At 63.8% G+C, this 24,697-nt stretch carries 22 protein-coding genes; 14 read left to right on the forward strand and 8 right to left on the reverse strand.

The annotated features are described in order from the left end of the window. Nucleotides 1–5: 5 nt before the first annotated feature. From IGS55_RS17045 to IGS55_RS17055, 3 genes are all read left to right on the forward strand, one after another. Complete coding sequence (locus IGS55_RS17045) at nucleotides 6–551, forward strand: hypothetical protein (protein WP_230519012.1); 546 nt, start codon at nucleotides 6–8, stop codon at nucleotides 549–551. Nucleotides 552–639: 88 nt separating this feature from the next. Next, the gene (gene acnA / locus IGS55_RS17050; RefSeq protein ID WP_102293627.1) at nucleotides 640–3,360 is read left to right on the forward strand and encodes an aconitate hydratase AcnA; all 2,721 of its coding nucleotides are present in this window, start codon (nucleotides 640–642) and stop codon (nucleotides 3,358–3,360) included. 213 nt (nucleotides 3,361–3,573) lie between these two features. Further along, the gene (locus tag IGS55_RS17055) at nucleotides 3,574–4,827 is read left to right on the forward strand and encodes a DUF2863 family protein (protein ID WP_070301542.1); all 1,254 of its coding nucleotides are present in this window, start codon (nucleotides 3,574–3,576) and stop codon (nucleotides 4,825–4,827) included. 167 nt (nucleotides 4,828–4,994) lie between these two features. Here the strand turns inward: IGS55_RS17055 and IGS55_RS17060 are convergent, their stop codons facing one another. Both IGS55_RS17060 and IGS55_RS17065 read right to left on the reverse strand, forming a co-directional pair. Beyond that, complete coding sequence (locus IGS55_RS17060; protein ID WP_230519013.1) at nucleotides 4,995–5,459, reverse strand: CYTH domain-containing protein; 465 nt, start codon at nucleotides 5,457–5,459, stop codon at nucleotides 4,995–4,997. Between the two features lie 12 nt (nucleotides 5,460–5,471). Next, complete coding sequence (locus tag IGS55_RS17065) at nucleotides 5,472–6,593, reverse strand: M14 family metallopeptidase (protein WP_230519014.1); 1,122 nt, start codon at nucleotides 6,591–6,593, stop codon at nucleotides 5,472–5,474. Nucleotides 6,594–6,892: 299 nt separating this feature from the next. Here IGS55_RS17065 and IGS55_RS17070 point away from each other — a divergent pair, with 299 nt between their 5' ends. Further along, nucleotides 6,893–7,555, forward strand: a complete 663-nt coding sequence (locus tag IGS55_RS17070; protein ID WP_230519015.1) for a TetR/AcrR family transcriptional regulator — start codon at nucleotides 6,893–6,895, stop codon at nucleotides 7,553–7,555. Between the two features lie 96 nt (nucleotides 7,556–7,651). Next, entirely contained in the window at nucleotides 7,652–8,023 is a 372-nt protein-coding gene (locus IGS55_RS17075) for a hypothetical protein (protein ID WP_230519016.1), read from the forward strand. 61 nt (nucleotides 8,024–8,084) lie between these two features. On the opposite strand, the gene IGS55_RS17080 is transcribed toward IGS55_RS17075, so the two are convergent. Next, nucleotides 8,085–9,581 (reverse strand): succinate CoA transferase, encoded by a 1,497-nt coding sequence (locus tag IGS55_RS17080; RefSeq protein WP_230519017.1) that lies wholly within the window; start codon nucleotides 9,579–9,581, stop codon nucleotides 8,085–8,087. A 159-nt stretch (nucleotides 9,582–9,740) separates the two neighbouring features. Between IGS55_RS17080 and IGS55_RS17085 the strand changes: the two genes are divergently transcribed. Next, nucleotides 9,741–10,634: a LysR substrate-binding domain-containing protein gene (locus IGS55_RS17085; protein WP_230519018.1), complete on the forward strand. Its 894-nt coding sequence runs from the start codon at nucleotides 9,741–9,743 to the stop codon at nucleotides 10,632–10,634. 51 nt (nucleotides 10,635–10,685) lie between these two features. On the opposite strand, the gene fucP is transcribed toward IGS55_RS17085, so the two are convergent. After that, nucleotides 10,686–11,987: an L-fucose:H+ symporter permease gene (gene fucP, locus IGS55_RS17090; RefSeq protein WP_230519019.1), complete on the reverse strand. Its 1,302-nt coding sequence runs from the start codon at nucleotides 11,985–11,987 to the stop codon at nucleotides 10,686–10,688. A gap of 435 nt (nucleotides 11,988–12,422) precedes the next feature. Here fucP and IGS55_RS17095 point away from each other — a divergent pair, with 435 nt between their 5' ends. Then, nucleotides 12,423–12,656, forward strand: a complete 234-nt coding sequence (locus IGS55_RS17095; protein ID WP_442908173.1) for a DUF3563 family protein — start codon at nucleotides 12,423–12,425, stop codon at nucleotides 12,654–12,656. A 98-nt stretch (nucleotides 12,657–12,754) separates the two neighbouring features. Further along, nucleotides 12,755–13,282: an NADPH-dependent FMN reductase gene (locus IGS55_RS17100; protein WP_230519020.1), complete on the forward strand. Its 528-nt coding sequence runs from the start codon at nucleotides 12,755–12,757 to the stop codon at nucleotides 13,280–13,282. 58 nt (nucleotides 13,283–13,340) lie between these two features. Here IGS55_RS17100 and IGS55_RS17105 read toward each other — a convergent pair whose 3' ends face one another. The 4 genes from IGS55_RS17105 to IGS55_RS17120 form a co-directional block, all read right to left on the reverse strand. Then, nucleotides 13,341–15,047, reverse strand: a complete 1,707-nt coding sequence (locus tag IGS55_RS17105; protein ID WP_230519021.1) for a lactate permease LctP family transporter — start codon at nucleotides 15,045–15,047, stop codon at nucleotides 13,341–13,343. A gap of 93 nt (nucleotides 15,048–15,140) precedes the next feature. Continuing rightward, nucleotides 15,141–16,586 carry a LutB/LldF family L-lactate oxidation iron-sulfur protein gene (locus IGS55_RS17110; protein WP_230519022.1) on the reverse strand — a complete coding sequence of 482 codons (1,446 nt, stop codon included), beginning with the start codon at nucleotides 16,584–16,586 and terminating at the stop codon, nucleotides 15,141–15,143. Further along, entirely contained in the window at nucleotides 16,583–17,299 is a 717-nt protein-coding gene (locus tag IGS55_RS17115; protein ID WP_230519023.1) for a LutC/YkgG family protein, read from the reverse strand. Before IGS55_RS17115 ends, IGS55_RS17110 begins: the two co-directional genes overlap by 4 nt. Then, nucleotides 17,296–18,099, reverse strand: coding sequence for a (Fe-S)-binding protein (locus tag IGS55_RS17120; RefSeq protein WP_230519024.1), 804 nt, complete (start codon nucleotides 18,097–18,099; stop codon nucleotides 17,296–17,298). Before IGS55_RS17120 ends, IGS55_RS17115 begins: the two co-directional genes overlap by 4 nt. Nucleotides 18,100–18,252: 153 nt before the next feature. Between IGS55_RS17120 and IGS55_RS17125 the strand changes: the two genes are divergently transcribed. The 6 genes from IGS55_RS17125 to IGS55_RS17150 all read left to right on the forward strand — a co-directional run bounded on the left by IGS55_RS17125 (nucleotide 18,253) and on the right by IGS55_RS17150 (nucleotide 24,548). Then, nucleotides 18,253–18,954 carry a FadR/GntR family transcriptional regulator gene (locus IGS55_RS17125; RefSeq protein WP_230519025.1) on the forward strand — a complete coding sequence of 234 codons (702 nt, stop codon included), beginning with the start codon at nucleotides 18,253–18,255 and terminating at the stop codon, nucleotides 18,952–18,954. 94 nt (nucleotides 18,955–19,048) lie between these two features. Beyond that, entirely contained in the window at nucleotides 19,049–19,462 is a 414-nt protein-coding gene (locus IGS55_RS17130) for a hypothetical protein (protein WP_230519026.1), read from the forward strand. 239 nt (nucleotides 19,463–19,701) lie between these two features. Beyond that, nucleotides 19,702–20,493: a TorF family putative porin gene (locus tag IGS55_RS17135; RefSeq protein WP_230519027.1), complete on the forward strand. Its 792-nt coding sequence runs from the start codon at nucleotides 19,702–19,704 to the stop codon at nucleotides 20,491–20,493. A 57-nt stretch (nucleotides 20,494–20,550) separates the two neighbouring features. Further along, nucleotides 20,551–22,614: a methyl-accepting chemotaxis protein gene (locus tag IGS55_RS17140; protein ID WP_230519028.1), complete on the forward strand. Its 2,064-nt coding sequence runs from the start codon at nucleotides 20,551–20,553 to the stop codon at nucleotides 22,612–22,614. 152 nt (nucleotides 22,615–22,766) lie between these two features. Then, nucleotides 22,767–23,369 carry a hypothetical protein gene (locus tag IGS55_RS17145; protein WP_230519029.1) on the forward strand — a complete coding sequence of 201 codons (603 nt, stop codon included), beginning with the start codon at nucleotides 22,767–22,769 and terminating at the stop codon, nucleotides 23,367–23,369. A 135-nt stretch (nucleotides 23,370–23,504) separates the two neighbouring features. Beyond that, nucleotides 23,505–24,548 carry an acyl-CoA dehydrogenase gene (locus IGS55_RS17150; protein WP_230519030.1) on the forward strand — a complete coding sequence of 348 codons (1,044 nt, stop codon included), beginning with the start codon at nucleotides 23,505–23,507 and terminating at the stop codon, nucleotides 24,546–24,548. Nucleotides 24,549–24,697: the final 149 nt, after the last annotated feature.

Below are 24,697 nucleotides of genomic sequence, written 5' to 3' on the forward strand. Positions count from 1 at the left end.
ACACGATGTCCCTCTCCAAATTAGCAATTGCCTGCAGCGTCGCGCTGGGCGCCATGACCCTCACGCTGGCGCCAGCCAGCTTCGCCGCCACGGCAGAGGCAAATCCCAAGGCCGTCAAGGCCAAGCCAAAGGCCAAGGCCACCAAGGCAAAAGCTGCGGCCAAGGAAGCCCATCCGCTCGCCATGTCGGCCGCCGACAAGGAAGAAGCCGATGAACCGAACACCGCAGGCTCGGCTTCCACCGACTTCAATTGCGAACTTGGTAACAAAATTACCATTTACACCAATGCTACTGACGACAAACACATCGCCCTGCGCTGGAAGAAGCGCCTGCACCGCCTGAGCCGCGTTGGCACCACCACCGGCGCCAACCGCTTCGAGAACCGTCTGTACGGCCTCGTGTGGATCGGCATCCCGGCCAAAGGCATGCTGCTCGATTCCAAGCAGGGCCGTCAGCTGGCCAATGAATGCAAGGATGCGGAGCAAGCCAAGCCGGCGGCAGTGGTGGAAGCCGCGCCATCGCTGGGCGTGCTGCCGGCCACCGGCGGCTGATGTGCGTAGCAAGGGCCTCTTCGGGGGCTCAGTCATGTTTTGTAATTTGAATAATCAATAAATAGACGATACCCAACAAGGAGAGGTCATGTCCCGCAACACTCTGAACACGCTCAAGGACTTTAATATTTCGGATAGCAAGAAGGGCAAGCTGTACTCCCTGCCTGCGCTGGAAAAAAGCCTGGGCATCAATGTCTCCCGCCTGCCAGTGTCGATTCGTATCGTGCTCGAATCGGTATTGCGCAACTGCGACGGCAAAAAAGTCACCGAAGAACACGTCAAGCAATTGGCGAGCTGGGGCCCGACCGCCGAGCGCACCGACGAGATCCCGTTCGTAGTGGCGCGCGTCGTGCTGCAAGACTTCACCGGCGTACCGCTGCTGGCCGACCTGGCAGCAATGCGCAACGTGGCCGCCAAGATGGGCATCAACGCCAAGAAGATCGAACCTTTGGTACCGGTCGACCTGGTGGTCGACCACTCGGTGACCATCGATCACTACCGCGAAAAGAAAGCGCTGGACCTGAACATGAAACTGGAATTCTCGCGTAACAACGAGCGTTACCAGTTCATGAAATGGGGCATGCAGGCATTCGACACCTTCGGCGTCGTGCCACCGGGCTTCGGCATCGTCCACCAGGTCAACCTGGAATACCTGGCGCGCGGCGTGCACCACGCAGGCAAGAAAGCCGGCGACGTGTACTACCCTGACACCCTGGTCGGCACCGACTCGCACACCACCATGATCAACGGCATCGGCGTGGTCGGCTGGGGCGTGGGCGGCATCGAGGCGGAAGCGGGCATGCTGGGCCAACCGGTCTACTTCCTGACGCCAGACGTCATCGGCGTGAACCTGTCGGGCGCGTTGCGCGAAGGCTGCACCGCCACCGACCTGGTACTGACCATCACAGAATTGCTGCGCAAAGAAAAAGTCGTCGGCAAGTTCGTCGAATTCTTCGGCGAAGGTACCGAATCGCTGACCCTGACGGACCGCGCGACGATCGCCAACATGGCACCGGAATACGGCGCGACCATGGGCTTCTTCCCGGTCGACGAAGCCACCATCGACTACTTCAAGGGCACCGGCCGCAGCAAAGCTGAAATCGCCGCGTTCGAAGGCTACTTCAAGGCGCAAAACCTGTTCGGCGTGCCAAAAGCCGGCGAGATCGACTACACCCGCGTGGTGGAACTGGACCTGGCATCGGTCGCTCCGTCGCTGGCCGGCCCGAAACGCCCGCAAGACCGTATCGAAATCGGCAACGTCAAGGCCAACTTCGCCGAGCTGTTCGCCAAGCCAACCACGGAAAACGGCTTCAACAAGAACCCGGCCGACCTGGCTGCCGTGTACGAAACGACGAACGGCGTGAAAGTGTCGAACGGCGACGTGCTGATCGCCGCGATCACCTCGTGCACCAACACCTCGAACCCGAGCGTGATGCTGGCTGCCGGCCTGCTGGCCAAGAAAGCCGTGGAAGCTGGCCTGAAAGTCGCGCCGCACATCAAGACCTCGCTGGCTCCCGGCTCGCGCGTCGTGACCGAGTACCTGACCGCCGCCGGCCTGCTGCCATACCTGGAAAAACTGGGCTTCGGCGTGACCGCCTACGGCTGCACCACCTGTATCGGCAACGCGGGCGACCTGACGCCCGAGCTGAACGCAGCGATTGCCACGCACGACATCGTCGCGTCGGCCGTGCTGTCGGGCAACCGCAACTTCGAAGCGCGCATTCACCCGAACATCCGCTCGAACTTCCTCGCTTCGCCACCGCTGGTCGTCGCTTACGCCATCGCCGGCAACATGACGCGCGACCTGATGACGGAACCGGTCGGCAAGGGCAAGGGCGGCAAGGACATCTATCTGGGCGACATCTGGCCGACCTCGGCTGAAGTGTCGGCCATGATGAAGTTTGCCATGAACGCCAAGGTGTTCAAGGACAACTATGCCGACGTCAAGGGCGCGCCAGGCAAGCTGTGGGAAAAAGTCACGACCGTGTCCGGTCAAGTCTACAACTGGCCGAAATCGACCTACATCGCGGAACCACCGTTCTTCGACAACTTCTCGATGACGCCAGCGGCAGTGGCCACCGGCATCGAAGGCGCGCGCGCACTGGGCGTGTTCGGCGATTCCATCACCACCGACCACATCTCGCCAGCCGGTTCGATCCAGGAAAACGGTCCTGCAGGCAAATGGCTGAAGGAAAACGGCGTCCTGAAAGCGGACTTCAACTCCTACGGCTCGCGTCGCGGCAACCATGAAATCATGATGCGCGGCACGTTCGCCAACGTGCGTATCAAAAACCGCATGATCCCTGCCAAGGCGGACGGTTCGGCGGTCGAAGGCGGCATCACGATCCACCAGCCTTCCGGCGAAGAAATGTCGATCTATGACGCAGCGATGAAATATGTTGCTGAAGGCACGCCAACCATGGTCTTCGGCGGCGAAGAGTACGGTACGGGCTCGTCGCGCGACTGGGCGGCCAAAGGTACGCAACTGCTGGGCGTGAAAGCCGTGATCACCCGTTCGTTCGAGCGTATCCACCGCTCGAACCTGGTGGGCATGGGCGTGTTGCCGCTGCAATTCATCGGCGACGACAGCGTGCAAACCCTGGGCATCACCGGCAAGGAAACCTTCGACCTGAAAGGCCTCGAAGGCGAAATCAAGCCACAGCAACTGGCTACCCTGGTGATCCACCGCGCCGACGGCAGCAGCCAGGAAGTCAAAGTCCTGCTGCGCATCGATACGCCGATCGAAGTCGATTACTACAAGCATGGCGGTATTCTGCCATTCGTGCTGCGTCAACTGCTGGCCGAGTAATCAGCCCAGCTGTGATGCAAGATCAAAGCGCCGGTTTCGACCGGCGCTTTTTTTCGTCCCTGCATCCCGTTCCGACTTGAAATTTCGTCTATTGGCACGATCTAAGGACAGCTTACGTATTGCGTGCGGCTGAATCCTCTACAATACGGTTATAAGGGTTTATCATTGTTTGACTGATCCATTTTTTTCACTTTCCGAGACTCTTATCCCGCTATGCGTCGTCCTTCCAAAGATTCATCCCATAAACTGACTGCCGACAGCCAGCGCCTGGTCACCTTTGCCCAGGCGATCGTACAGGCAGCCAGCCGTCTCGAAGAGCGGTCCTGGGAACACAGCCTGGATACGCAGCTCCAGAAATTACTCAAAACCGGCCACCAGGACACCATCGACAACACCCTGGGCAGCCTGTTCAAGGATGACTTGAACGCCTATGACGTGCTGATGGACTGCGTTGAAGCCGTCAGCGAATCGACCGTCATCACGCATGAAGACGTGCGCTACGACGCCCTGCTCGTCGCCGTGCCCATCCTCGCGTGGACGCGCTTTTCCATCGCCTCCGGCCCCATGGCCGGCGACGCGCACGGTGTGCTGTCGGCGCATTTCGCCGCCCACCTGCTGGCCGACGGCACCAAGATGGCCATGGCGCCGACCCTGTACTCGATCGACCAGTTACCGCGCAGCCATGTCGAGACCTATGCCAAGACGCAAAAGCTGGCCCTGGCCGCCCTGAAAGGCACGGCCGTCAAGCCCTCGGGCAAAGAAGCGGAAACGGCGCCCTTCCTGGCCGACACGCGCTACCTGCTGGTCGCCGTGGTGGCGCCCGCCGGCGCACCGCTGTTCCGCTGGCAGACGCCAGCTAGCCAGCTCGACTTCATCGCCGAACGCAGCGCCGCGCTGGAACAATGGCGCACGCAGGCGACGCCAACGTTCGCCCGCCTGCTGCCCGGCTGCGGCCTGGAATTGCTGCTGCCGGAAGCGTATTACGTGGCCTGCCGCGAGGCGGACAAGCTGATACGCCCCGTCTCCGTGCGCGCCGCCGTGCACTACCTGACGCATACCTTGGCCATCGAGCCGTCGGAACTGCGCGCCGTCATCGCCGGCTTCGGCGAGGAAGCGGCCGACGGCCAGGTGGACGAGTACCGCATCGCCTTCACCCTGCGCCAGGCGCCGGACGTGATCTACGGCATCGTCTGGCCTTTGTACGGCCAGGAAGACGAGGATGGCACGCCGATCGAAGGCCTGATCCAGGTCGGCATCGCCGCGCTGGACAAGCAAAAGACGCCGGTCGATGAAATCATCGAGCACCTGAACGCCGCCGGCGTGACGCAGATCAAGCGCCACGCGGAACGTTTTGTCGGCGAATACTGCGACGATTGCGGCGCGCCCCTGTTTGCCGACCCGGTCGGCGAGCTGGCGCATGCGGAAATGCCGGAAGATACGCCACAGGGCACCGAGCATTTCCATTGATGCGGGCTTGTCGGATTACGCGCTGCGCGCTAATCCGACCTACGCTGCTGTCATAGGCTGTAGGTCGGATTAGCCGGCACGGCGTAATCCGACAGCAGCGTTGGCGCACAAAAAAAAGGCGGAACCTCGGTTCCGCCTTTTTCATTGCAACGTCATTTACAACACCATCACCACTGTGAAAACGGGTGGCGGATCAGATTCGCGTTGTAGTAGCGCGCGTCGCCCGACACTTCCGCGCCGATCCACTCCGGCTTCTCGAACGGCTGGTCTTCCGAAGCCAGCTCGATCTCGGCCACCAGCAGGCCGGCATTGGCGCCGAGGAACTCGTCGACTTCCCATACCATGCCCGCGTGTTCGATGCGGTGGCGAACCTTTTCGATCAGCGGCTGCTCGCACAGGCCGTCGAGCAGTTCGGCGGCGTCGGCCAGCGGAATCGGATACTCCCATTCGCCGCGCGTGGCACCCACGTTCGCGCCCTTGATGGTCAGCATCGCCTGCTCACCCTCGATGCGCACACGCACCACGCGCTCGCGCGCGGACGACAGATAGCCCTGGCGCAGCAGCACCACCTGTCCCAGGCCGCGCCAGGCATCGCCGGCCAGCAGGAATTTACGCTCGATCTCGACGCCCATGATCAACGCCGTTCAATCGAGCGACAGCAGGATGGGCTGCAGCATGGCCGCGCCCAGTGCCGCGCTGCGCGCGCCGTTCCAGCCCACGATTGGGTCCGGCAAGTCCGCGTTTTCCTTGAACGGCATTTCCAGGGTCAGCGCCAGGCAGCCGAAGTGGTGGCCGATGTATTTCGACGCCAGGGTCAGCATGTCGGACTTGTACTTGCTGGCCGCATAGCCGAACTTGTCCTGGAAGTCGGGGCTGGCCTGCTTGTAGCGCTCGATGAAGGCCTTCTGGTGCGCCGCTTGCGCCGGCGTGAAGTTTTCCAGCATTTCATTGCCGGCCACAAAGTTGTACGGCAGCGCTTCATCGCCGTGGATGTCGAAGAACATGTCGACGCCCGTTTCGTGGATCTTGTTTTTCACGCACAGCACTTCCGGGCTCGATTCCAGCGATGGCGTCATCCATTCGCGGTTCAGGTTGGCGCCGGCCGCATTCGTGCGCAGGTTGCCGCGGATGGAACCGTCCGGATTCATGTTCGGCACGATGTGGAACACGGCGCGCTGCAGCAGTTTGCGCGCGATCGGGTTGGCATCGTCGAGCAGCGAATCGATCAGGCCTTCGACGAACCATTCGGCCATCGATTCGCCCGGATGCTGGCGCGCGATGACCCAGATTTTCTTTTCCGCCTGCGGATTGCCGATGGTAACCATGTTCATGTCGCGGCCGTCGACCGTGCTGCCCAGGTCGGATACGCGCGCCAGCGGATGCTCGGCCACTTCGCCCAGCAGGCGCAGATGGCGTTCCCACGAATACGGCTCGAAGTAGGCGTAGTACACGCTGTCGAGTTCCGGCGTGTGCGAGATCGTCATGACCTGGCCGTCGAACGAGGTCGGCACGCGGAACCAGTTTTCGCTGTCGTAGCTGGCCACTGCCTGGTAGTCTTCATAGCCGGCCGGATAGGTGGCCTGGCCCGCGTTCAGGAAGCGCATCGTGCAGGCCTGGCCGCGCGCGCCCTGCAGGCGGAAGTGGAACCACTGATGGATGTCGGCGTGGCTATCCTTGCGCAAGTTCAGGTCGATGGCGCCGGCGCTGGTGGCGCTCACCACGTCGATGGCGCCCGAGTCGAAGTTCTGGCTGATTTTAATGGTCATGTAATGATCCCGTCCGAATGTAAGTGTGCCGGCGTCGCCTCGCGGGCGCCCGCCGTTGCGCTAAACGCAGTGTAAGCTATCCCTCTATTTTCCGCCCTTTGTCCCCGTTCGCAAAGCCTGGCCGGTCGATTCGTGCACCATTCCGGGGCATCGATGGAAAAGCGGGGGTCAAAAGCGCGAAAAATCGGTCTACTGTCGCATCCACCGGACAAAAAACTGAATTGTAACAATGCCAGACACATTAGCGGGCCATCGCGCCCCTATAATTCCTGCTTTCATAGAGTCGCCAGGAAAGAGTCGTGGACAAGAAGTTGACCAACATTCAGGAAAGAAAGTTGCGCGAGGCGCAGGCGCGGCGCGAACACATCATCGACGTCGTCAAAGACCTCATCAAAAAGGGTGGCGCGCGCGCCGTCTCCATCCGCAAGGTGGCCGAAGCGGCCGGCTTTTCCACCACCGTCGTGTACGCCCTGTTCCGCGACAAGGCCACCCTGATCGCCCAGGCCATGGACAAGGATTTGCTGGAACTGGTGCGCGCCATGCGCACCGCCTGCGACACCAGCACTGACCCATGGGAACGCATCAGCCTGGTAGGCCGCGCCTATATTGAGTACGGCTTCCAGCATCCCGACGAGTATTCGCTGATCTTCATGGAGCTGCGTCCGCACGCGGAAGTCGACGCTGTCGAAGTGGAACACGGCAATATCGAGCAAGACCCGTATGCCTATGCGCTGCACCTGTTCGGCGAACTGGCGCAGGCGGGCCAGGTACGCCAGGACGAGCCGGCGCTGCACACGATGACGCAAATCTTCTGGCAATCGCTGCACGGCCTCGTTTCCCTGCGCATCGTCATGGATGCGGGCGACCCATGGACGCCGCACCTGGAAATGCACGCGCATATCGACGACTTGCTGGCCGTCGTCACGGCAGGCATCCGCCTGCGCTTCGCACCGGCTTCCTGACATTTGATCCAACGCAAACCGCCTCGACGGAAAAGGCGGACAGTGGGGTGACGCCGCCTGCGCTGGTGCAGCGCGGCTCGCGCGAAGGAATGCGAGATGAACGAAGCCTATGCCACGGACCGGCTTGACAAACAGCAAAGCGGGAACAATGCTGTACGCATGGAAGCGCGCCTGACAAAACTGGAAACGGACCGGGAACATGACCGGCTATGGTTCAAGACCCTGGAACAGCGTCTTGGCGAAGGCCTGGACAACGTGCGTGCGGAATTGCGCGACGAATCGCAGCTGCTGCGGGCCGACCTGACGCAATTTCGCGGCGACCTGCGCGGCGACTGCCACGCCTTGCGCACGGAACTGGGCGACATCCGCAAACACATGCATACCCACTTCCTGTGGTTCATGGGTATCCAGGCCACCACCACGTTTGCCCTGCTGGGCCTGGGCGCCAAGGCGCTGCATATGTATTGAATAGTGAAAAAGGCAGGCGCGGTGCCGCACCGCCCTGCCCTGTGTTTGCGCTGACGCAAACTTACTGCGCTGCCAGCATGCTCTGCGTTTCCTGGTAGCGCATATGCCACGACAGCGCCTGTTCCAGGATGTGCGGCGTATGACCACCGCGCTGGCATGCCGCGTCGTAATACGCGCGCAATTGATCGCGATAAGCGGGATGCGTGCAGCGCTCGATGATCAGCGGCGCCCGTTCGCGCGGCGCCAGGCCACGCAAATCCGCATAGCCCCACTCCGTCACCAGCACGTCGACGTCATGCTCCGTATGGTCGACATGCGAGACCATCGGCACGACGCTGGAAATGCGTCCGCCCTTGGCCGCCGATTTCGACACGAACATCGATACTTGCCCGTTGCGCGCGAAGTCGCCCGAGCCGCCGATGCCGTTCATCATGTGCGTGCCGCACACGTGCGTGGAATTGACGTTGCCATAGATATCGAACTCGAGCGCCGTGTTCAGGGCGATGATGCCCAGGCGGCGCACGATCTCGGGATGGTTGCTGATCTCTTGCGGACGCAGCACGATTTTCGAGCGGTAGTGGTCGATATTGTCCATCAGCTTCTGGTGCACGGCGGCCGACAGGGTGATCGACGAAGCCGAGGCAAACGCCAGCTGGCCCGAATCGAGCAGTTCGATGGCGCTGTCCTGCAGCACTTCCGAATACATCGTCATGTTCTGGAAGCGCGAACCGATCAGGCCGTGCAGCACGGCGTTGGCGATGGTGCCGATGCCTGCCTGCAGCGGCAGCAATTCGGGTCCCATGCGCCCGGCCGCCACTTCGCCTTCAAGGAAGGCAATCACATGGCCGGCGATCGCCTGCGTTTCCGCGTCGGGCGGCAAGGCGTTCGACGGGCTGTCGGGGCTGTCCGTGATGACGATGGCGGCGATGCGGGCCGGGTCGATGGCGATGGCCGTGCTGCCCAGGCGCTGGTCGACGCGCGTGAGGGGTATCGGTTCGCGCCCCGGCAAGGTGTGCGGAATATAGATGTCGTGCAAGCCTTCCAGCGCCAGCGGCGTGGACAGGTTGATTTCGATGATGACCTGCGTTGCCTGCTGGGCGAAGGCGGCGGAGTTGCCGACCGACATGGTCGGGATGATGGCGCCGGCCGCCGTGATGGCCGTCGCTTCGATGACGGCGATATCGACGGCGGCCAGGTTGCCCGAACGCAGCTGCTCGGCCGTTTCCGACAGATGCTGGTCGATGAACATGACTTCGCCCTTGTTGATCTTGCCGCGCAAGACAGGGTCGACCTGGAACGGCATGCGGCGCGCCAGCACGCCCGCTTCGGCCATCAGGCCGTCGCTGCCATTGCCCAGCGAAGCGCCCGTGATCAGGGTCAGGCTCAAGGGGTCTCGCAGGGCACGCTCGGCCAGCGCGCGCGGCAGGGCCTTGGCGTCGCCGGCACGGGTAAAACCGCTCATGCCGACACGCATGCCGTTGTGGAACAATTTGGCTGCCTCATCGGCGCTCATGATCTTGCCGAGCAAGCCTGGGTGGCGGATACGGTCTTCGTACATCTGATGCTCCTGATCTTCTTACTATTCTCAAACTGGATGGCTGTCATACACCAGCCCCATAAGTGGTTTCAGTATAAAATCGCGTCTACATGCATGGCATGAATTAATTTCGCCACATCCAGTCGATATTTTCATGCCTTGCCAACGCCGAGCACCCTCGTGGATATCCGTTCCCTGCGCTATTTCGTCGAAACCGTGCGCCTGTCGAGCTTTACGCAGGCGGCCGAATCGCTGCACCTGACCCAGTCGACCATCAGCAAGATGGTGCGCCAGCTGGAAGATGAAGTGGGCGCGCAGCTGCTGGTGCGCGACGGGCGCAAGCTGACCCTGACGGACACGGGCCGCATCGTCTACCAGCATGGCCAGGAAATGCTGGCGAACATGCGCCAGCTGACTCTGGAAGTGCGCGACACGCAGGCCTTGCAGCGCGGCAGCCTGACGGTCGGCATCCCGCCCATGATCAATGTGCTGTTTACACCTGTATTAAAAGCCTTCCGCGCGCGCCACCCGCACATCAGCCTGACGCTGCAGGAAGACACGGGCCAGCGGATCGAACGCCAGGTGGCGGCCGGCGAACTGGAAATCGGCATGACGGTGCTGCCGGCCGATCCGGAACTCGACCTCGTGGCCGTGGAAGTGGCCAACTACCCGATCTGGGCCCTGGCCGAGCCGGGCACGTTCCAGAAAAACCGCACGACCTTGCCCTTCAAGGCGCTGGCCGACTTGCCGCTGGTGTTGTTAAAGGATGATTTCGCCCTCACGCGCAGCCTGCGCCAGCATTTCGCGCAAGCGGGCTTTGCGCCGACCATCGCCGCGCAGAGCGGCCAGTGGGACTGGCTGGTGGCGATGGCCTCGGCGGGCCTGGGCGTGGCCCTGCTGCCCGAGCCGTTCATCCACCGCCTGGCCGGCGAGCCATTGGAGGCGGTGCGCATCGTCGAGCCGGAGGTGGCGTGGCAGGTGGCGCATATCTGGAGCGGGCGCTATCTGTCGCATGCGGCGCGCGCCTGGCTCGAGGTATGCCAGGACGTGCTGGGTACGCCGTTCGCGCACTGACGTAAAAAAGGGTGGCCGAGGCCACCCTTTTGCTTGATCACGCCACCTTGCTTACTTGGCGCCGTCGTTGTACATGCTGGCGTACTTCCAGCCGAAGTACAGAATGAAGGTGTAGCACAGGGCCGGCACGAGGAAGGACAGTTGCAGGTTGATGTGGTCGGCCAGGAAGCCCTGGATGAACGGCACGATGGCGCCGCCGACGATGGCCATGCACAGGATGCCCGAACCTTGCCCCGTTTGCGCGCCCAGCTTGTTCAGGGCCATGCTGAAGATGGTCGGGAACATGATGGAGTTGAACAGGCCGACGGCGATCAAGGCCCACATGGCCGTGTGACCGCTGGAGAACACGGCGACGAGGATCAGCGCGATGACGACGGCGGCGTTGAAGGCCAGGGTCTTGCCGGGGCTGACATAGCGCATCACGGCAAAGCCGACGAAGCGGCCCAGCATGGCGCCACCCCAGTAATAGCTGACGAAATAGGCGGCGTCGGCGTGGCTGAGGCCCGCGATATGGCTCTCGCCCAGGAAGTTGATCAGGAAGCTGCCGATGCTGACTTCACCGCCCACGTACAGGAAGATGGCCAGCGCACCCAGCACCAGGTGGCGGTGCGACCAGATCGAGACCTTGTGGCCGTCCTGCGCCAGGGCGGCCGCGTCGTCCGCATGCGAAATCTTCGGCAGTTTCGCCAGCGCGAACAGCACGGCCAGGATCACCAAGGTGGCGGCCAGCACCAGGTACGGGCCCTGCACGGAAGCGGCTTCCTTGGCGCGGTAGGCCAGCTGCTCGGCTGCCGGCAGCAGGTCGAACTGCTGCACCGTCAGCACGGTGCCCGACAAGATCAGCATGCCGCCCAAGGCCGGCGCCACGGTCGTGCCCAGCGCATTGAACGCCTGCGTCAGGGTCAATCGGCTCGACGCCGTCTGCGGGTCGCCCAGTTCCGTCACGTAGGGATTGGCCGCCACCTGCAGCACGGTGATGCCGGCCGCGAGGATGAAGAAGGACAAGAGGAACAGCGCATAGCTGCCGGTGGACGCCGGGTAAAACATGGCGCAGCCGGCGGCGGCGATCAGCAGGCCGGCGACGACGCCGCGCTGGTAGCCGATTTTCTTGATCAGCATGCCGGCGGGCAGCGAAACGATGGCGTAGGCGCCAAAGAAGCAGAACTGCACCAGCATCGCCTGGACATAGGTCAAGGTGTAGATCGAGCGCAGATGGGGAATCAGCACATCATTAAGCGAGGTCAGCAGTCCCCACATGAAAAACAGCACCGTGACAATGATCAGGGCGCCTGTATTGTTTTGCGTGCCGGCCTGTGCGGACTGGACGCCCTGGCCTTGCTTTACGTATTCCATACCTCTCCATTTTTCAATTCCAAGTTGATCTTGCCAGGCATGGAAGCGTTTCCACCCGGGCAGCACCAGGACGCGCAAGCGCCACGCAGATATCAGCGTGGGCCATGACTGCCATCAGCGATCCGGGGCAGGCAAGGCTTCTCTTGCGCGCGGCAGGCGCACGGCCGACCGTTTCTCGTCAGAATGAGGTCTTGTGGGCGCGGCATGCCTGCGGGCTGCGTCTGAAAACAACATTCAGAACAAAAACAGTCTTGTAGTAAAACTACGTTACTGCGCCCGCATTATGCCTTAAAGCCCCGTATTGCGCAGCTTTCCCGCCTGTTATTTCAAAAATGAATAGCTGACATTTGAAATCAAAAGTAGCCTTATAACTTGGAATCGCTATACTTATATTGCAGTGCAGCACAACGCGGCACGCCACATAAGGAGTCAGCCATGTCTACCGCATTCAGCTATCACACCACGCAAAACAGCAATATCGTCGCCACCCTGGTTCACGCCGCCAAACGTCTGGGCGCCTGGCTGAACTACAGCAGCGACCGCCGCGAACGCGCTTACGAAGAAGCCTACCTGGCCGAATCGACGGACCGCTACGATCTGGAATACCGCATGCGCGAACTGGCCCGCGCGAATCCGCAGCCAAGCTGGATGAGCGGCCTGAGCCGTTAAGAGTGACGCAGTACCCAGTCGTTCACCGGCTGTTGCAACATCGATAGCGCCATCCTGCTCGCCTTGCGCTTGAGCACAGGATGGGCTATACAGGCGGGATGCACACGCCCATTACCATTCTCGCCATCGCCGGCAGCCTGCGCGCTGCCTCGCTGAACACCGCCCTGCTGCGCGCCATCGCCGGGCTTGCGCCAGCGCCATTCGACATCCGCATCTATTCGGGACTCGGTGAGTTACCGCTGTTCAATCCCGACCTCGACGCCGACAGCCTGCCGGCCGTGACGGGCCTGCGCGACGCCATCCTGGCGGCCGACGTGCTGATGCTGGCCAGCCCCGAATACGCGCACGGCGTGAGCGGCCCCATGAAAAACGCGCTGGACTGGATGGTGGGAAATGAATCGTTCATCGACAAGCCGCTGGTGCTGCTGAACGCCTCGCCGCGCGCCACGCATGCGCAGGCGGCCCTGCGCGAAACGGTGCGCACCATGTCGGCGCGCCTGATCGACGACGCCTGCATCAGCTTGCCCCTGCTGGGGTCGGGTCTCGATGCCGAGGGCATCGCCGCGGACCCGGCATTGCGCCGGGCCATCCTCGATATGTTGCAGTGCATCAGGTCATTTTCATGACCATCTGCACGTTTTACTGTCAATTCATCTAGTTTTACTACGTACTTCTACGGACCGCTCAATGCGGAATCATGCCGGTGAAGACGTAGGCCTGCAGCATGGTGATGATGCCGATGATGACGGCAAACAACAGGCTGTGCTTCAAGGTAAAGCGGAACAGGTCCGATTCCTTGCCCACCAGGCCAGTCGCCGCGCAGGCGACGGCGATCGATTGGGGCGAGATCATCTTCGCCGTCACGCCGCCTGTCGTATTGGCCGCCACCATCAGGGTGTCGGACACGCCGATCTGGTGCGCCGTCGTGTTTTGCAGGGAGCAGAACAAGGCGTTCGACGACGTGTCGGACCCCGTCAGGAAGACGCCCAGCCAGCCCAGGAACGGCGAGAAGAACGGGAAGGCGGCGCCGCTGCCGGCCAGCAGCAGGGCCAGGGTGGACGACATGCCCGAGTAATTGGCAACGAAGGCAAACGCCAGCACCAGGCCGATCGACAGCACGGGACGGCGCAACTCCACGATCGTTTCCACAAACGCCTTCAGACCATCGCGCGGCTTCATGCGCAGCATCAGCATCGACAGCACGGCCGTCAGCAAGATCGCCGTACCCACGGCCGACAGCAAATCGAGCTTGAACACGGCGTCATACGCCTTCGGCTCGGCCACGATGGGCATCGTCTTCATCACCAGCTTGTCCAGGTAAGGCACATGGATCTTGATGACCAGGCTGGACAACGCGCCGCCTGCGGCAAACAGCGCCTTGAAGCCGGGCAGGCTCCACACGGTGACGATGGCCGTCAACAGGCCGAACGGCGCCCAGGCGCGCATGGTCTGCGCCATCGTGTAGGGCGAGGCGGCGCGGTCGCCACCGCCGCGCACGGCCGCAGCACCGCCCGCACCACCAAAGCCGGACAGCGCGGCCGTGCCGCCGCCGACGGCATGCGCCACTTTCGCATTCTTCGGCTGCCACACTTTCAGGAACAGGGTCAGCGACACCAGGCTGACGAGGGCCGAGGTGATGTCCGGCAGTTCAGGGCCGATATGATTCGATGTGAAGTACTGGGTCACGGCAAAGCTCAAACCCGTCACCAGCGCGGCCGGCCACACTTCGCGCACGCCGCGGAAACCATCCATCATGAACACCAGCCAGAACGGCACCAGCAGCGACAGCAGCGGCAGCTGGCGGCCCGCCATGGCGCCGATCAGGAAGGGGTCGATGCCCGTCACCTGGCCCGCCACGATGATGGGAATGCCCATGGCGCCGAAGGCCACGGGGGCCGTGTTGGCGATCAGGCACAGGCCCGCCGCATACAGCGGGTTGAAGCCCAGGCCCACCAGCAGCGCCGACGTGATGGCCACAGGCGCGCCGAAGCCGGCCGCCCCTTCCAGGAAGGCGCCGAAGGCAAAGCCGATCAGCAGCACCTGCAGGCGCTGATCGTCCGTCACCGACAGCACGGAGGCGCGGATGATGTCGATCTGCCCCGTCTTGACGACGATCTTGTACAGGAAGACGGCCGTGACGATGATCCACGCGATGGGCCACAAGCCGTACGCAAAACCGTAGCCGGCCGCCGCCAGCGCCTGCGGCACGGGCATGCCATACGCGAAGATGGCCACGGCCAGCGCCAGCGCCAGGGTGACGGCGGCCGCCACATGTCCCTTGATGCGCAGCGCCGCCAGCGCGATGAAGAAGAAAATGATGGGAATGGCTGCCGCCAGCGACGACAGCCACAAGCTGCCGAGCGGTGTATAAAGTTGGGTCCAGGTTTGCATGTCGGGTCTCCTCCGGTGGATGCGGGTTAAGTGAAAAAACGGCTTTTGATGTAATTGTGTGCAGCGTGTTTTTTGCGGTGCTCCGGGAACGGGCTATTCTTCCTGCCCCCGTGCGTTGAGCAGGTCGGCCAGGCTGCGCGGCGCGGGCGTCAAGGGCTTGCGGTGCTGCGTCCAGCCCAGCTGCGCGCGCGGCGTCAGCATGCGCAGCCGCGTGGCGGCCCAGCGGAACAGGCGGTAGCTGGCGGGGCGCGCGAAGGCGCCGCTCCAGAAGCGCCAGATCAGGCTTTCGCCGCGGCTGAACTTGGCCCCCTGTCCGCGCAGCGGATGCGCCACCTGTTCATCCGGATTGCGGTTCGCCTCCGTGCGCAGGCGCACCAGCAACTGCGGAATCGGGATGCGCACGGGGCACACTTCGCCGCAGGCGCCGCACAGGCTCGATGCGGTGGCCAGGTCCGCCGTCGCGTCCAGCCCCAGCAAGTGGGGCGAGATGATCTTGCCGATCGGCCCCGGATACGTGGTGCCGTAGGCGTGGCCGCCGATGCGCGTGTAGACGGGACAGTGGTTCATGCAGGCGCCGCAGCGTATGCATTGCAAGGTGGCGCGCAGCTGCTCGTCGGCGTAGGCCTGGCTGCGGCCGTTGTCGAGCAAGACCAGGTGCACTTCGCGCGGCCCATCGAGCTCGCCGGCGCGGCGCGGGCCGGAAATCAGGTTGAAATACGTGGTGATGGCTTGCCCGGTGGCAGAACGCGTCAGCAGGCTGGCCAACGGCACGATATGTTCGAGCTTGGCGACCACCTTTTCCATGCCCATGATGGCGATGTGCACCTCCGGCACGGACGTCGTCAGCCGGCCATTGCCCTCGTTTTCCACCAGCCACAGGGTGCCCGTGTCGGCCGCCGCGAAGTTCACGCCCGACAGGCCGATGTCGGCCTCGACGAAAGCCTGGCGCAGGGCGCGCCGGCCCGTCTGGATCAGGCTGTCGACGTCTTCCGTGTAGGGCGCGTCGGGAATATGCTCGGCGAACAGGCCGGCGATGTCCGCCTTGGTCTTGTGAATCGCCGGCATGACGATGTGCGACGGCTTTTCGCCGGCCAGCTGGACGATGTACTCGCCCATGTCCGACTCCAGGCACGTCATGCCGCGCGCTTCCAGATAGTGATTGAGCTCGATTTCCTCGCTGGCCATCGACTTGCCCTTGATGAAGCGCGTCGCCTGGGCCTTTTGCGCGATGGCGTGGATGATGGCGTTGGCCTGCTCGCCATCCTCGGCCCAGTGCACCTGCACCCCGGCCGCCGTCAGCCGCTCTTCCAGCTGCACCAGCAAATCGGGCAGGCGCGCCAGCGCGTGCCGGCGCACGGCTTCGCCGATGTCGCGCAGGCGTTCCAGCTCGTCGCCGTCGGGGAATTGCGCCGTGCGCTTGTCCTGCAAAAAATCCATGGCGCCGCGAAAGCTCTGGCGCAGTTTCGGGTCGTCGAGCGCGGCGCGGGCGCGCGCATGGAAATCGGCCGGCTTGACGAATTGCAGGGGCTTGGCGTTCATGGCTGGCCTCCTTCGTGGGCGGACAAATCATCGATGATCAGCACCCACAGCCAGCGCGGGCCGTGCGCGCCATACGCGAGGGTTTGCTGGATATCGGACGTTTTCGAGGGGCCCGACACCAGCACCAGGTTCGATGGCATGCCGTCCGACCAGCGCTCGGCGCGCGCCGCCGCGTGCAAGTCCACGTGCAGGCTGCTCGCATACACGAGGCAGATATGCAGGGGCGGCGCCAGCGACACCGTGCGCGGCGTCGCCGCATCGGGCGCGATGACCAGCGTGCCCGTGGCCGCGATGCCGGAACGGGCGACGGTAAAACCGGCGTCGACCGTGTCGAACAATTCGCCCTTCCACTGCGCCAGCGGACGCGTGAATGACAGCGTCTCCACCGCAGGTGGCAAGGCGGCGCGCAAGGCCTGCCCTTCGGCGCTGCCGGCATCGAGCAGCAAACGGCGCACGCCGTGTTCACCGAGGCGCTGCGCCAGCAAGGCGGGCCAGACATCGCTGCTTACACAGTCGACTTGCGCATGCGAAGCGCGCAAGGCGGCCTGCATGGCGGCGATCCTGTCCCGGGCCGGCAGCGGCGCTTGCGCGCGGCGTGCCAGGTAGTGCTGGTCGATGGCCGTATCGATGGCGTCCACCGCTTCCGGTGCGGAGGGCGCGGCGGCGCGCAGGCGTCCCAGCATGCGTTCGCGGGCGGTCAAGATCGCGCTCATGCCGCGCCTCCCGTGCGGCGCCACAGGAAACTGGCCATATGCTCGACGGCCAGCGGCGCGCCCTGGTGCTGCGCCGCGTGGCCGATATTGAGCAGGCAGCCGCAGTCGGCCGAGACGAGCCGGTCGCAGCCCGTGGCGCAAGCCGAGGCGATCTTGTCGCTGACCATGGCGCCGGAAATATCGGGGTGTTTCAAGGAAAACGTGCCGCCAAAGCCGCAGCATTCCGATTCGCGCTGGTGTTCGATGCGCGTCACGCCGGGCAAGGCATCGACCAGGGCCACGCCGTGGGTGCGCGTGCCCATTTCGCGGCGCGCGCCGCACGAGGTATGCAGCACCACCGTTTCATCGGCCTGCGCCGCGGCGCCCATGCCGGCAAGATCGAGCTTCAGCACGCAGACGAGAAATTCGCTCAGTTCATACACGCGCTCGGCCAGCTCCAGGGCCTTGGGGCCGGCGACGGGATCGTCCTGGAACAGCTGCGGCCAATGGTGGCGCATCATGCCGGCGCAGGAGCCGGACGGCACGATCACGGGCCACGGCTGCGCAAACAGGTCGAGCTGGGCGCGGGCCACGGCGCGCGCCTGTTCCGGATTGCCGCTGCTGTAGGCGGGCTGGCCGCAGCAGCTCTGGCCGCGCGGATAATGCACCAGCAAGCCCTCCCGCTCCAGCAGGCGCACGCAATCGAGGCCCGCCTGCGGCACGAACAGGTCGACCAGGCAGGTGGCGAACAGGTACACCTGCGGCGGTGGCGATGGATAGTGGCGCGGCTGGCGCGGGTCTGGCTGCGGTTCTGGCGGCATGACTGTGTCTCCCCGGCGCTCTGTGTGTTGCTGCGGCGCCGCTGTGTGTTGTTAAGAATGACCGGTTCACGCATAATTCCAGCTTCCGCAAGCCACTTCAAATTGCTCGGACCACTTTAAAACAACACCGGAAAGACTTCGATGGCGACAGGCATGCAAACGCGGGGCAGGGTCGAGATGGTGATGCGCAGGCTGGAAACGGCCCTGCTGGACGGCAGCTTGCCGGCGGGCGCGCAGCTGCCGGCCGAACGCCTGCTGGCGCAGCAATATGCGGTCTCGCGCAACACCGTGCGCGAAGCCGTGCAGCGGCTGGCGGCGCGGGGCCTCGTGCGCAGCCGGCGCGGCGCCGGCGTGTTCGTGACGGATCAATTGCGCACCGGCATGGCGTCGCCGTGGAGCCAGCTGGTGGCCGACCACCCCGCCCTGCGCGACGACATCCTGGAATTTCGCCGCGTGCTGGAAGGAGCGACCGCCTACTTTGCCGCGCAACGGGCCAGCGGGGACGAGCGCGCGCAGATCATGGCGTTGCTGGCCGAGCTGGAACAGGCGCGCGCCAGCGACGACAAGCACGGCGAAGCGCAGGCCGACGCGCGGCTGCATGAAGTCATCGCCCAGGCGTCGCACAACACCATGTTTTTGCACTTGCACACCAGCATCATCGGCATGCTGCGCGAACACATCACCATCAATGGCACGGGCTTGCGCCAGCAGGACGACGCCACCTCGCTGCACCTGTTGTCGCAGCACCGCACCCTGTGCGTAGCGATCTGCGCCAGCCAGCCGGAAGAGGCGCGCACGGCCATGCAAAGCCACATCGATTTCGTGCGCACGCGCGTCACCAGCGATGACGATTGAAGCCTCTGGTAGGACCAATATCCAGGACCAGTACCTGCGCACAGCGGTCGCAAAAACTGCTAACATCGCGCGCCGCCAACCGATCCCTCCCGCCATGACCGTCCTCGTCCACACCCATCCGCTGGTGCGCCAGCTGGAAAACGACTTGCTGCCCCTGTTCCGCGCCGCCCTGCCGCCACTTGCGGCCGCCGCGCCACGGGCGCTCGCCTCCGTCTTCGCCTTTTCCAGCGGCACGGCCAGCGCCTTCCAGGATTATCACTTCGGCATTTCCTGCCTGCTCGAAGATGTACCCGACGATGCCCCGGAAGAAGTCGCCCTGCTCGTCAGCGTCACGGGCCTCGAGTCGGGCGCCCGGCTCAGCGCCCAGGTCGTCTGGGGCCAGCCATCGGGCCGGGTGGAAATGCAGGCCGAAGCGCTGGCAGATGAGCTGCAAGCCTTGCATGCGGCCCTGCCCGGCTTGCTGGCCGGCTTGCAACAGGCAGCCAGCCGTGGCGCGCCAGCAAGATGACAGGTGCATGAAAAAGTGCCAGGAAACAACAACTTACGCTTTCCTCCACGCAACTTTGTTGACTTCCACTAGCCCCAGCCCCTATCCTTTCAGTTACGTTTGGTGAGAATGTGTGCATGTTCATGCGAGCATGCACACAAGCCGCCTTGCCTTCACAAAAGTCCATTCCGCATTTTTATCGCAACCATCAGGGCAACGCGCCTGAACGGCCGCTGCCAGCAAATACGGAGCTGACTGCCATGCCATCGCACCACCATTTTCCTGCCACATCCTTGCTCGGCTGCCTCTTTTTACTGGCCGCCCTGCCCGTGCGGGCGCAGACCGCGGACAGCCCCGCCGCCACCTTCAGCGCCAATGCCAGTCTCACGTCGCAATACATTTCGCGCGGCTTTCGCCAGACCTGGGGCAAGCCGGCGCTGCAGGCGGGGGCCGACTACGCGCACCCGAGCGGCTGGTCGCTGGGCACGTGGGCGTCCACCGTCAGCGACCGCTATATCGAGGATGCGACCATCGAATGGGACGTGTACGGCGGCTACAGCGGCACGCTTGGTGAGCTGGGCTACAGCGTGCTCGCGTATTACTACAAGTATCCGGGCGCCGTCTACCGCGCCACAGGCGTGAAGTACGACTATGGCGAACTGTCGCTGGGCCTCAGCTACAAGATGCTGTACGCCAAGTACAACCATACCGTCACGCCGGATTTCTTCGGCATCAGCAATGCGCGCGGCACGGGCTACCTGGACGTGGGCGCGAATGTCGACCTGGGCAATGCCTGGACCTTGAACCTGCACGCCGGCAATGGCCGGGTGGCGGGCACGGGCAACGCCATCTGGAACTGGCGCGACGCCAAGATCGGTGTCACCCGGGCCTTCGACGGCGGCTGGAGCGCCAGCGCCGCCGTCACGCGCGCCTGGGGTGCCACCGATGCCTACGACCATTACACCCTGGGCATCCCGAATGCGGCCGGCCAGTTCGACACGTCGAACCCCGCCGCGACCACCCTGGTCGTGGCCATCAGCAAGACGTTCTAGGCGCGCCACCCGCGACGCCCATGACACCAATACCCCTCCCCATCAAGGAACAGCATCATGCAACTCTCACTGAACAGTAAAATCTGCGTCGCCGCCACCGCGCTCGCCGTCCTCAGCCTCGGCGTCACGGCGGCCGTGATCGGCTACAAGAGCAGCGCGAGCGCCGAAGCGGCCGCGCTGGACCTGGCGCGCACGTCGGCGCGCGAAGTGGCGGGAGCATTGCAGGCGCGCATCGCCAGCAACCTGTCCAGCGTGTCCAGCCTGGCCGGCGCCATGCGCGGCACCAAAAGCGCCAGCCTGCCCTTGCAGCGCGAACAGATCAATGAACTGACCAAGGCGACGTTGACCAGTTCGGAAGACTTGCTGGGCTCGGCCGTAACGTGGGAACCGAACGCGCTCGACGGCAAGGATGCGGAGTTCGCCAACCAGAAGCCGAACTACGACGCCAGCGGCCGCTTCATGCCCTACTGGACGCGGGGCGCCGGCGGCAAGCTGCAAGTCGAACCCATCGTCTTCGACCCGAAACCGGGGGCCAACGACTGGTACGACGTGCCCAAACGCACGGGCAAGACTTACTTCACGGAACCGTACATCTACCCCGTCGACGGCAAGGATGTGCTGATGGCCTCGCTGGTTGCCCCCATCATGATCGACGGCGGCTTCAAGGGCGTGGCCAGCGCCGATTTCATGCTCACGCGCCTGGCGAAAATCCTCGCCGACCTGAAAGTCATCGAAGGGGGCAAGCTGGCCCTGATCTCGAACGGCGGCCTGTACGCGAGCCACCCCGTGCCTGATCGCCTCGGCAAGAAGGCCGACGACGTGCCTGCGGCCGGCCTGGAAAAAGTGCGCCAGGGCCAGCCGTACGAATATGAGGACGACAAGGGCTACATCCATTTGCTGCAGCCGCTGCAGATCCACCCCGATATCGCGCCCTGGAGCGTGGAACTGAATTTCCCGAAAAGCGTGGCCACGGCCTCGGCACGCGACCTGATGATCTACACCCTGATCGTCGCCCTGCTGTGCGCGGCGGCCACGGCCGGCATTCTGATCCTCGTCGTCAACCAGCTGACGCGCCCCCTGCGTACCCTGGGCCGCACCATGACGGACCTGTCGAGCGGCGACGCCGACCTGCGCGTCAAGCTGGAAGTCAAGGGCACGGACGAGCTGGCCGTGATCGGCAAGGGTTTCAACGCCTTCGTGGAAAAGATCCACGCCGTACTGCTGCAAGTGCAAGCCAGCGCCGACAACGTGGCCCGCGCCAGCGCGGAAATTGCGCAAGGCAATAACGACCTGTCGGCCCGCACGGAACAGCAAGCCAGTTCGCTGGAAGAAACGGCCGCTTCGGTGGAAGAGCTGACGGGCACGGTCAAGGAAAACGCCGACCACGCGCGCCAGGCCAATCAACTGGCCGCGTCCGCGTCCAGCGTGGCGCAAAAGAGCGGCGAAGTGGTCGGCAAGGTCATCGAGACGATGACGTCGATTAACGACTCGTCCAACAAGATCGTCGACATCATTTCCGTCATCGACGGCATCGCCTTCCAGACGAATATCCTGGCCCTGAACGCGGCCGTGGAAGCGGCGCGCGCGGGCGAACAGGGGCGCGGTTTCGCCGTCGTCGCCACGGAAGTGCGCAACCTGGCGCAACGCTCGGCGGCGGCGGCCAAGGAAATCAAGCTGTTGATCGACGATTCCGTCGGCAAGGTGGCGGCCGGCAGCAAGCTCGTCGACGAAGCGGGCGCCACCATGGAACAGGTGGTCGACAGCGTGCGCAAGGTGACCGCCATCATGGCCGACATCAGCGTCGCCACCACCGAACAAAGCGACGGCATCGCCCAGGTCAACCAGGCGCTGGCGCAGATGGATGGCGTGACGCAGCAGAACGCGGCCCTCGTCGAGGAAGCGGCGGCCGCCGCCGAAAGCCTGCAAGACCAGGCCAGCCATTTGGCCGAGGTGGTCAGCGTGTTCAAGCTGGGCGCACAGCAACAAACGACACCGCCGGTGGTGCCGACGGCGATAAAAGCAGCGCCGCCGCCAGCCAAGCGCCTGAGTGTTGCCAAGCCGCCAGCGGCACAACACGCGCCAGCCAAGGCACCGGCGGGCGATGACTGGGAAGAATTTTAAGAAAGACGCTATTACATCAAGAAAAAGCGGGAAGGTGCCATTAATAGCCTGCGGTATGCAGGACGGAGAGTATTCGTGAGTTTTCAGAAAGAAATGTTTCCTATAATCATGTGCGCTCACGGCACGCCATTTTTGCCGATTATAGGAAACACATGAAAAAGACCCTGGTAATTCTCGCCTCTTCGACTCTCCTGGCAGCTTGCGGCGGCGGCGGCGGTGGTTCATCAACCGACGCTGGCCCGAGCGCCGCCCCCTTGTCCGTGTATGCCGGCAACTGGCAAACACCGTGCGACGACCATGAACTCGATTCGCTGACCATTACGGCCAAGTCCGATGGCAGCCTGGAAGTGGCCACCAAGTCCGAGTACTTCCTGATGGCAAACTGCAGCGGTACGCCAGTGGCCACGCAAACGACGACCGCCAATCCCACCGTCACCTACACGGGCTCGGCGGACACGCCTGTCAAGCTCAGCGACACTGGCGCGACGACGACCGTGCGCCTCGACAAGATCAATGTCACCGTGCCATCGTACAAGCTGGCGGTCACGGGTTCCGGCGTGAAGTATGGCATCGAGCAAGGCCAGGGACAATGGTGCTTCAGCACCAGCGCCACCTCGAGTACCTGCATCCACGACACGCCTGCGGAACCGGCCACCACCAACGCCGGCGGCATCTACATCAGCGGCAATACCTTGTACCTGCTCTCGCCGGTCGGCAATACCTACATCGCGGACGAAAGCTATACGCGCAAGTAAATCACGCGCATACGCCACGCAAGCAGGCCACTCCAGGCGCAACCCGCGCGGTTGCGCCGTTTCCAGCCCCAATGTGCAAAACCGAACATACATGGTCATGACGAAAAGCTAAGCTCCTGAAAAAAGGAGCTTACCATGTCGTCCATCGCCCTTTCCCATCCTGCCGATACGGATTTCAGCCACGCGGCATTGAGCGCCCTGCTGCGCCCGCACGACAGCCCGCTACCGCCCCTGCAAGCCTTGCGCCGCCTGCAGGAGCGGGGGCTGGACCAGCTGCCCCTGCCCGGCCACGGCGCCACCCTGCGGCGCTGGCAAATGCTGGCCGCCATCGCCGCCATCGACCTGTCCCTGCTCAAGCTGTATGAAAGCCATACCGATGCGCTGGCCATCCTGGCGGAAATCGACGGCCCCGGTGCGCCGGCCGGCAGCCGCTGGGGCGTGTGGTGCGCGGAACTGCCGGGCGCGCGCGTCACGCTGCGGCAAACGGCGGATGGCCGCCATGTGCTCGATGGCCGCAAGGCCTGGTGTTCCGGTGCGAGTGACCTCAGCCATGCATTGATCAGCTGCTGGAACGCCGAGGGCCAGGCTTGCCTTGCCTCCGTGGCGCTGTCGCAGCCGGGCGTGCACGTCACCGATGAAGGCTGGCACGCCGTCGGCATGGCGGCCTGCGACAGCGTCGACGTGAGCTTTTCCGCCGCGCGCGCCTTCCCCGTGGGCGCGCCGGGCGCCTACCTGGAACGCCCCGGCTACTGGCATGGCGGCGCGGGCATCGCGGCCGCCTGGTATGGCGCCGCCTGCGCCATCGCCAGCCACCTGCATGCGCGCGCGCAGCACGCCGCCCCCGATCCCGTGCGCCTGGCGCAACTGGGCCAGATCGACTGCGCCTTGCGCGCGGCCGGCGCCCTGCTGCGCGAAGGCGCGGCGGAAATCGACCGACATCCGCAACGCGATGCCATGGCCCTGGCGCTGCGCCTGCGCCTGGCCGTGGAAGACGCGGCCACCCTGGTCCTGCACCTGGCCACGCGTGCGCTGGGCGCCGGCCCCCTGTGCCGCGATGCCCATTTCGCGCGCCTGGCGGCCGACCTGCCCGTCTTTCTGCGCCAGAGCCATGCGGAACGCGACCAGGCCGTGCTGGGCGGCATCGTCGCCGGCGCGCAAGAACACCCGTGGATGCTGTGACGCGCGCGGGCAAAAAATCGCCGGACCGGATGGATTCCGGGCCGGCGATCAGCGCGAACTTGGCTAGGTGATTACCTGAGCGGCATGGCGATGCCGAACATCACCGACTGGGTACGTCCGCTCTCCATACTCAGATTGCTGTTGTAGTC

The sequence above is a fragment of the Janthinobacterium sp. EB271-G4-3-2 genome, from assembly GCF_020858035.1.
In the GTDB taxonomy this organism is placed as follows: domain Bacteria; phylum Pseudomonadota; class Gammaproteobacteria; order Burkholderiales; family Burkholderiaceae_D; genus Janthinobacterium; species Janthinobacterium aestuarii.

Excerpts from the sequence above, each read along its gene's own strand:
- IGS55_RS17045 (WP_230519012.1), top strand. The coding sequence starts at position 6 with ATGTCCCTCTCCAAATTAGCAATTGCCTGCAGCGTCGCGCTGGGCGCC.
- acnA (WP_102293627.1), top strand. The coding sequence starts at position 640 with ATGTCCCGCAACACTCTGAACACGCTCAAGGACTTTAATATTTCGGAT.
- IGS55_RS17055 (WP_070301542.1), top strand. The coding sequence starts at position 3,574 with ATGCGTCGTCCTTCCAAAGATTCATCCCATAAACTGACTGCCGACAGC.
- IGS55_RS17060 (WP_230519013.1), bottom strand. The coding sequence starts at position 5,459 with ATGGGCGTCGAGATCGAGCGTAAATTCCTGCTGGCCGGCGATGCCTGG.
- IGS55_RS17065 (WP_230519014.1), bottom strand. The coding sequence starts at position 6,593 with ATGACCATTAAAATCAGCCAGAACTTCGACTCGGGCGCCATCGACGTG.
- IGS55_RS17075 (WP_230519016.1), top strand. The coding sequence starts at position 7,652 with ATGAACGAAGCCTATGCCACGGACCGGCTTGACAAACAGCAAAGCGGG.
- IGS55_RS17080 (WP_230519017.1), bottom strand. The coding sequence starts at position 9,581 with ATGTACGAAGACCGTATCCGCCACCCAGGCTTGCTCGGCAAGATCATG.
- fucP (WP_230519019.1), bottom strand. The coding sequence starts at position 11,987 with ATGGAATACGTAAAGCAAGGCCAGGGCGTCCAGTCCGCACAGGCCGGC.
- IGS55_RS17095 (WP_442908173.1), top strand. The coding sequence starts at position 12,423 with ATGTCTACCGCATTCAGCTATCACACCACGCAAAACAGCAATATCGTC.
- IGS55_RS17100 (WP_230519020.1), top strand. The coding sequence starts at position 12,755 with ATGCACACGCCCATTACCATTCTCGCCATCGCCGGCAGCCTGCGCGCT.
- IGS55_RS17105 (WP_230519021.1), bottom strand. The coding sequence starts at position 15,047 with ATGCAAACCTGGACCCAACTTTATACACCGCTCGGCAGCTTGTGGCTG.
- IGS55_RS17110 (WP_230519022.1), bottom strand. The coding sequence starts at position 16,586 with ATGAACGCCAAGCCCCTGCAATTCGTCAAGCCGGCCGATTTCCATGCG.
- IGS55_RS17115 (WP_230519023.1), bottom strand. The coding sequence starts at position 17,299 with ATGAGCGCGATCTTGACCGCCCGCGAACGCATGCTGGGACGCCTGCGC.
- IGS55_RS17120 (WP_230519024.1), bottom strand. The coding sequence starts at position 18,099 with ATGCCGCCAGAACCGCAGCCAGACCCGCGCCAGCCGCGCCACTATCCA.
- IGS55_RS17125 (WP_230519025.1), top strand. The coding sequence starts at position 18,253 with ATGCAAACGCGGGGCAGGGTCGAGATGGTGATGCGCAGGCTGGAAACG.
- IGS55_RS17130 (WP_230519026.1), top strand. The coding sequence starts at position 19,049 with ATGACCGTCCTCGTCCACACCCATCCGCTGGTGCGCCAGCTGGAAAAC.
- IGS55_RS17135 (WP_230519027.1), top strand. The coding sequence starts at position 19,702 with ATGCCATCGCACCACCATTTTCCTGCCACATCCTTGCTCGGCTGCCTC.
- IGS55_RS17140 (WP_230519028.1), top strand. The coding sequence starts at position 20,551 with ATGCAACTCTCACTGAACAGTAAAATCTGCGTCGCCGCCACCGCGCTC.
- IGS55_RS17145 (WP_230519029.1), top strand. The coding sequence starts at position 22,767 with ATGAAAAAGACCCTGGTAATTCTCGCCTCTTCGACTCTCCTGGCAGCT.
- IGS55_RS17150 (WP_230519030.1), top strand. The coding sequence starts at position 23,505 with ATGTCGTCCATCGCCCTTTCCCATCCTGCCGATACGGATTTCAGCCAC.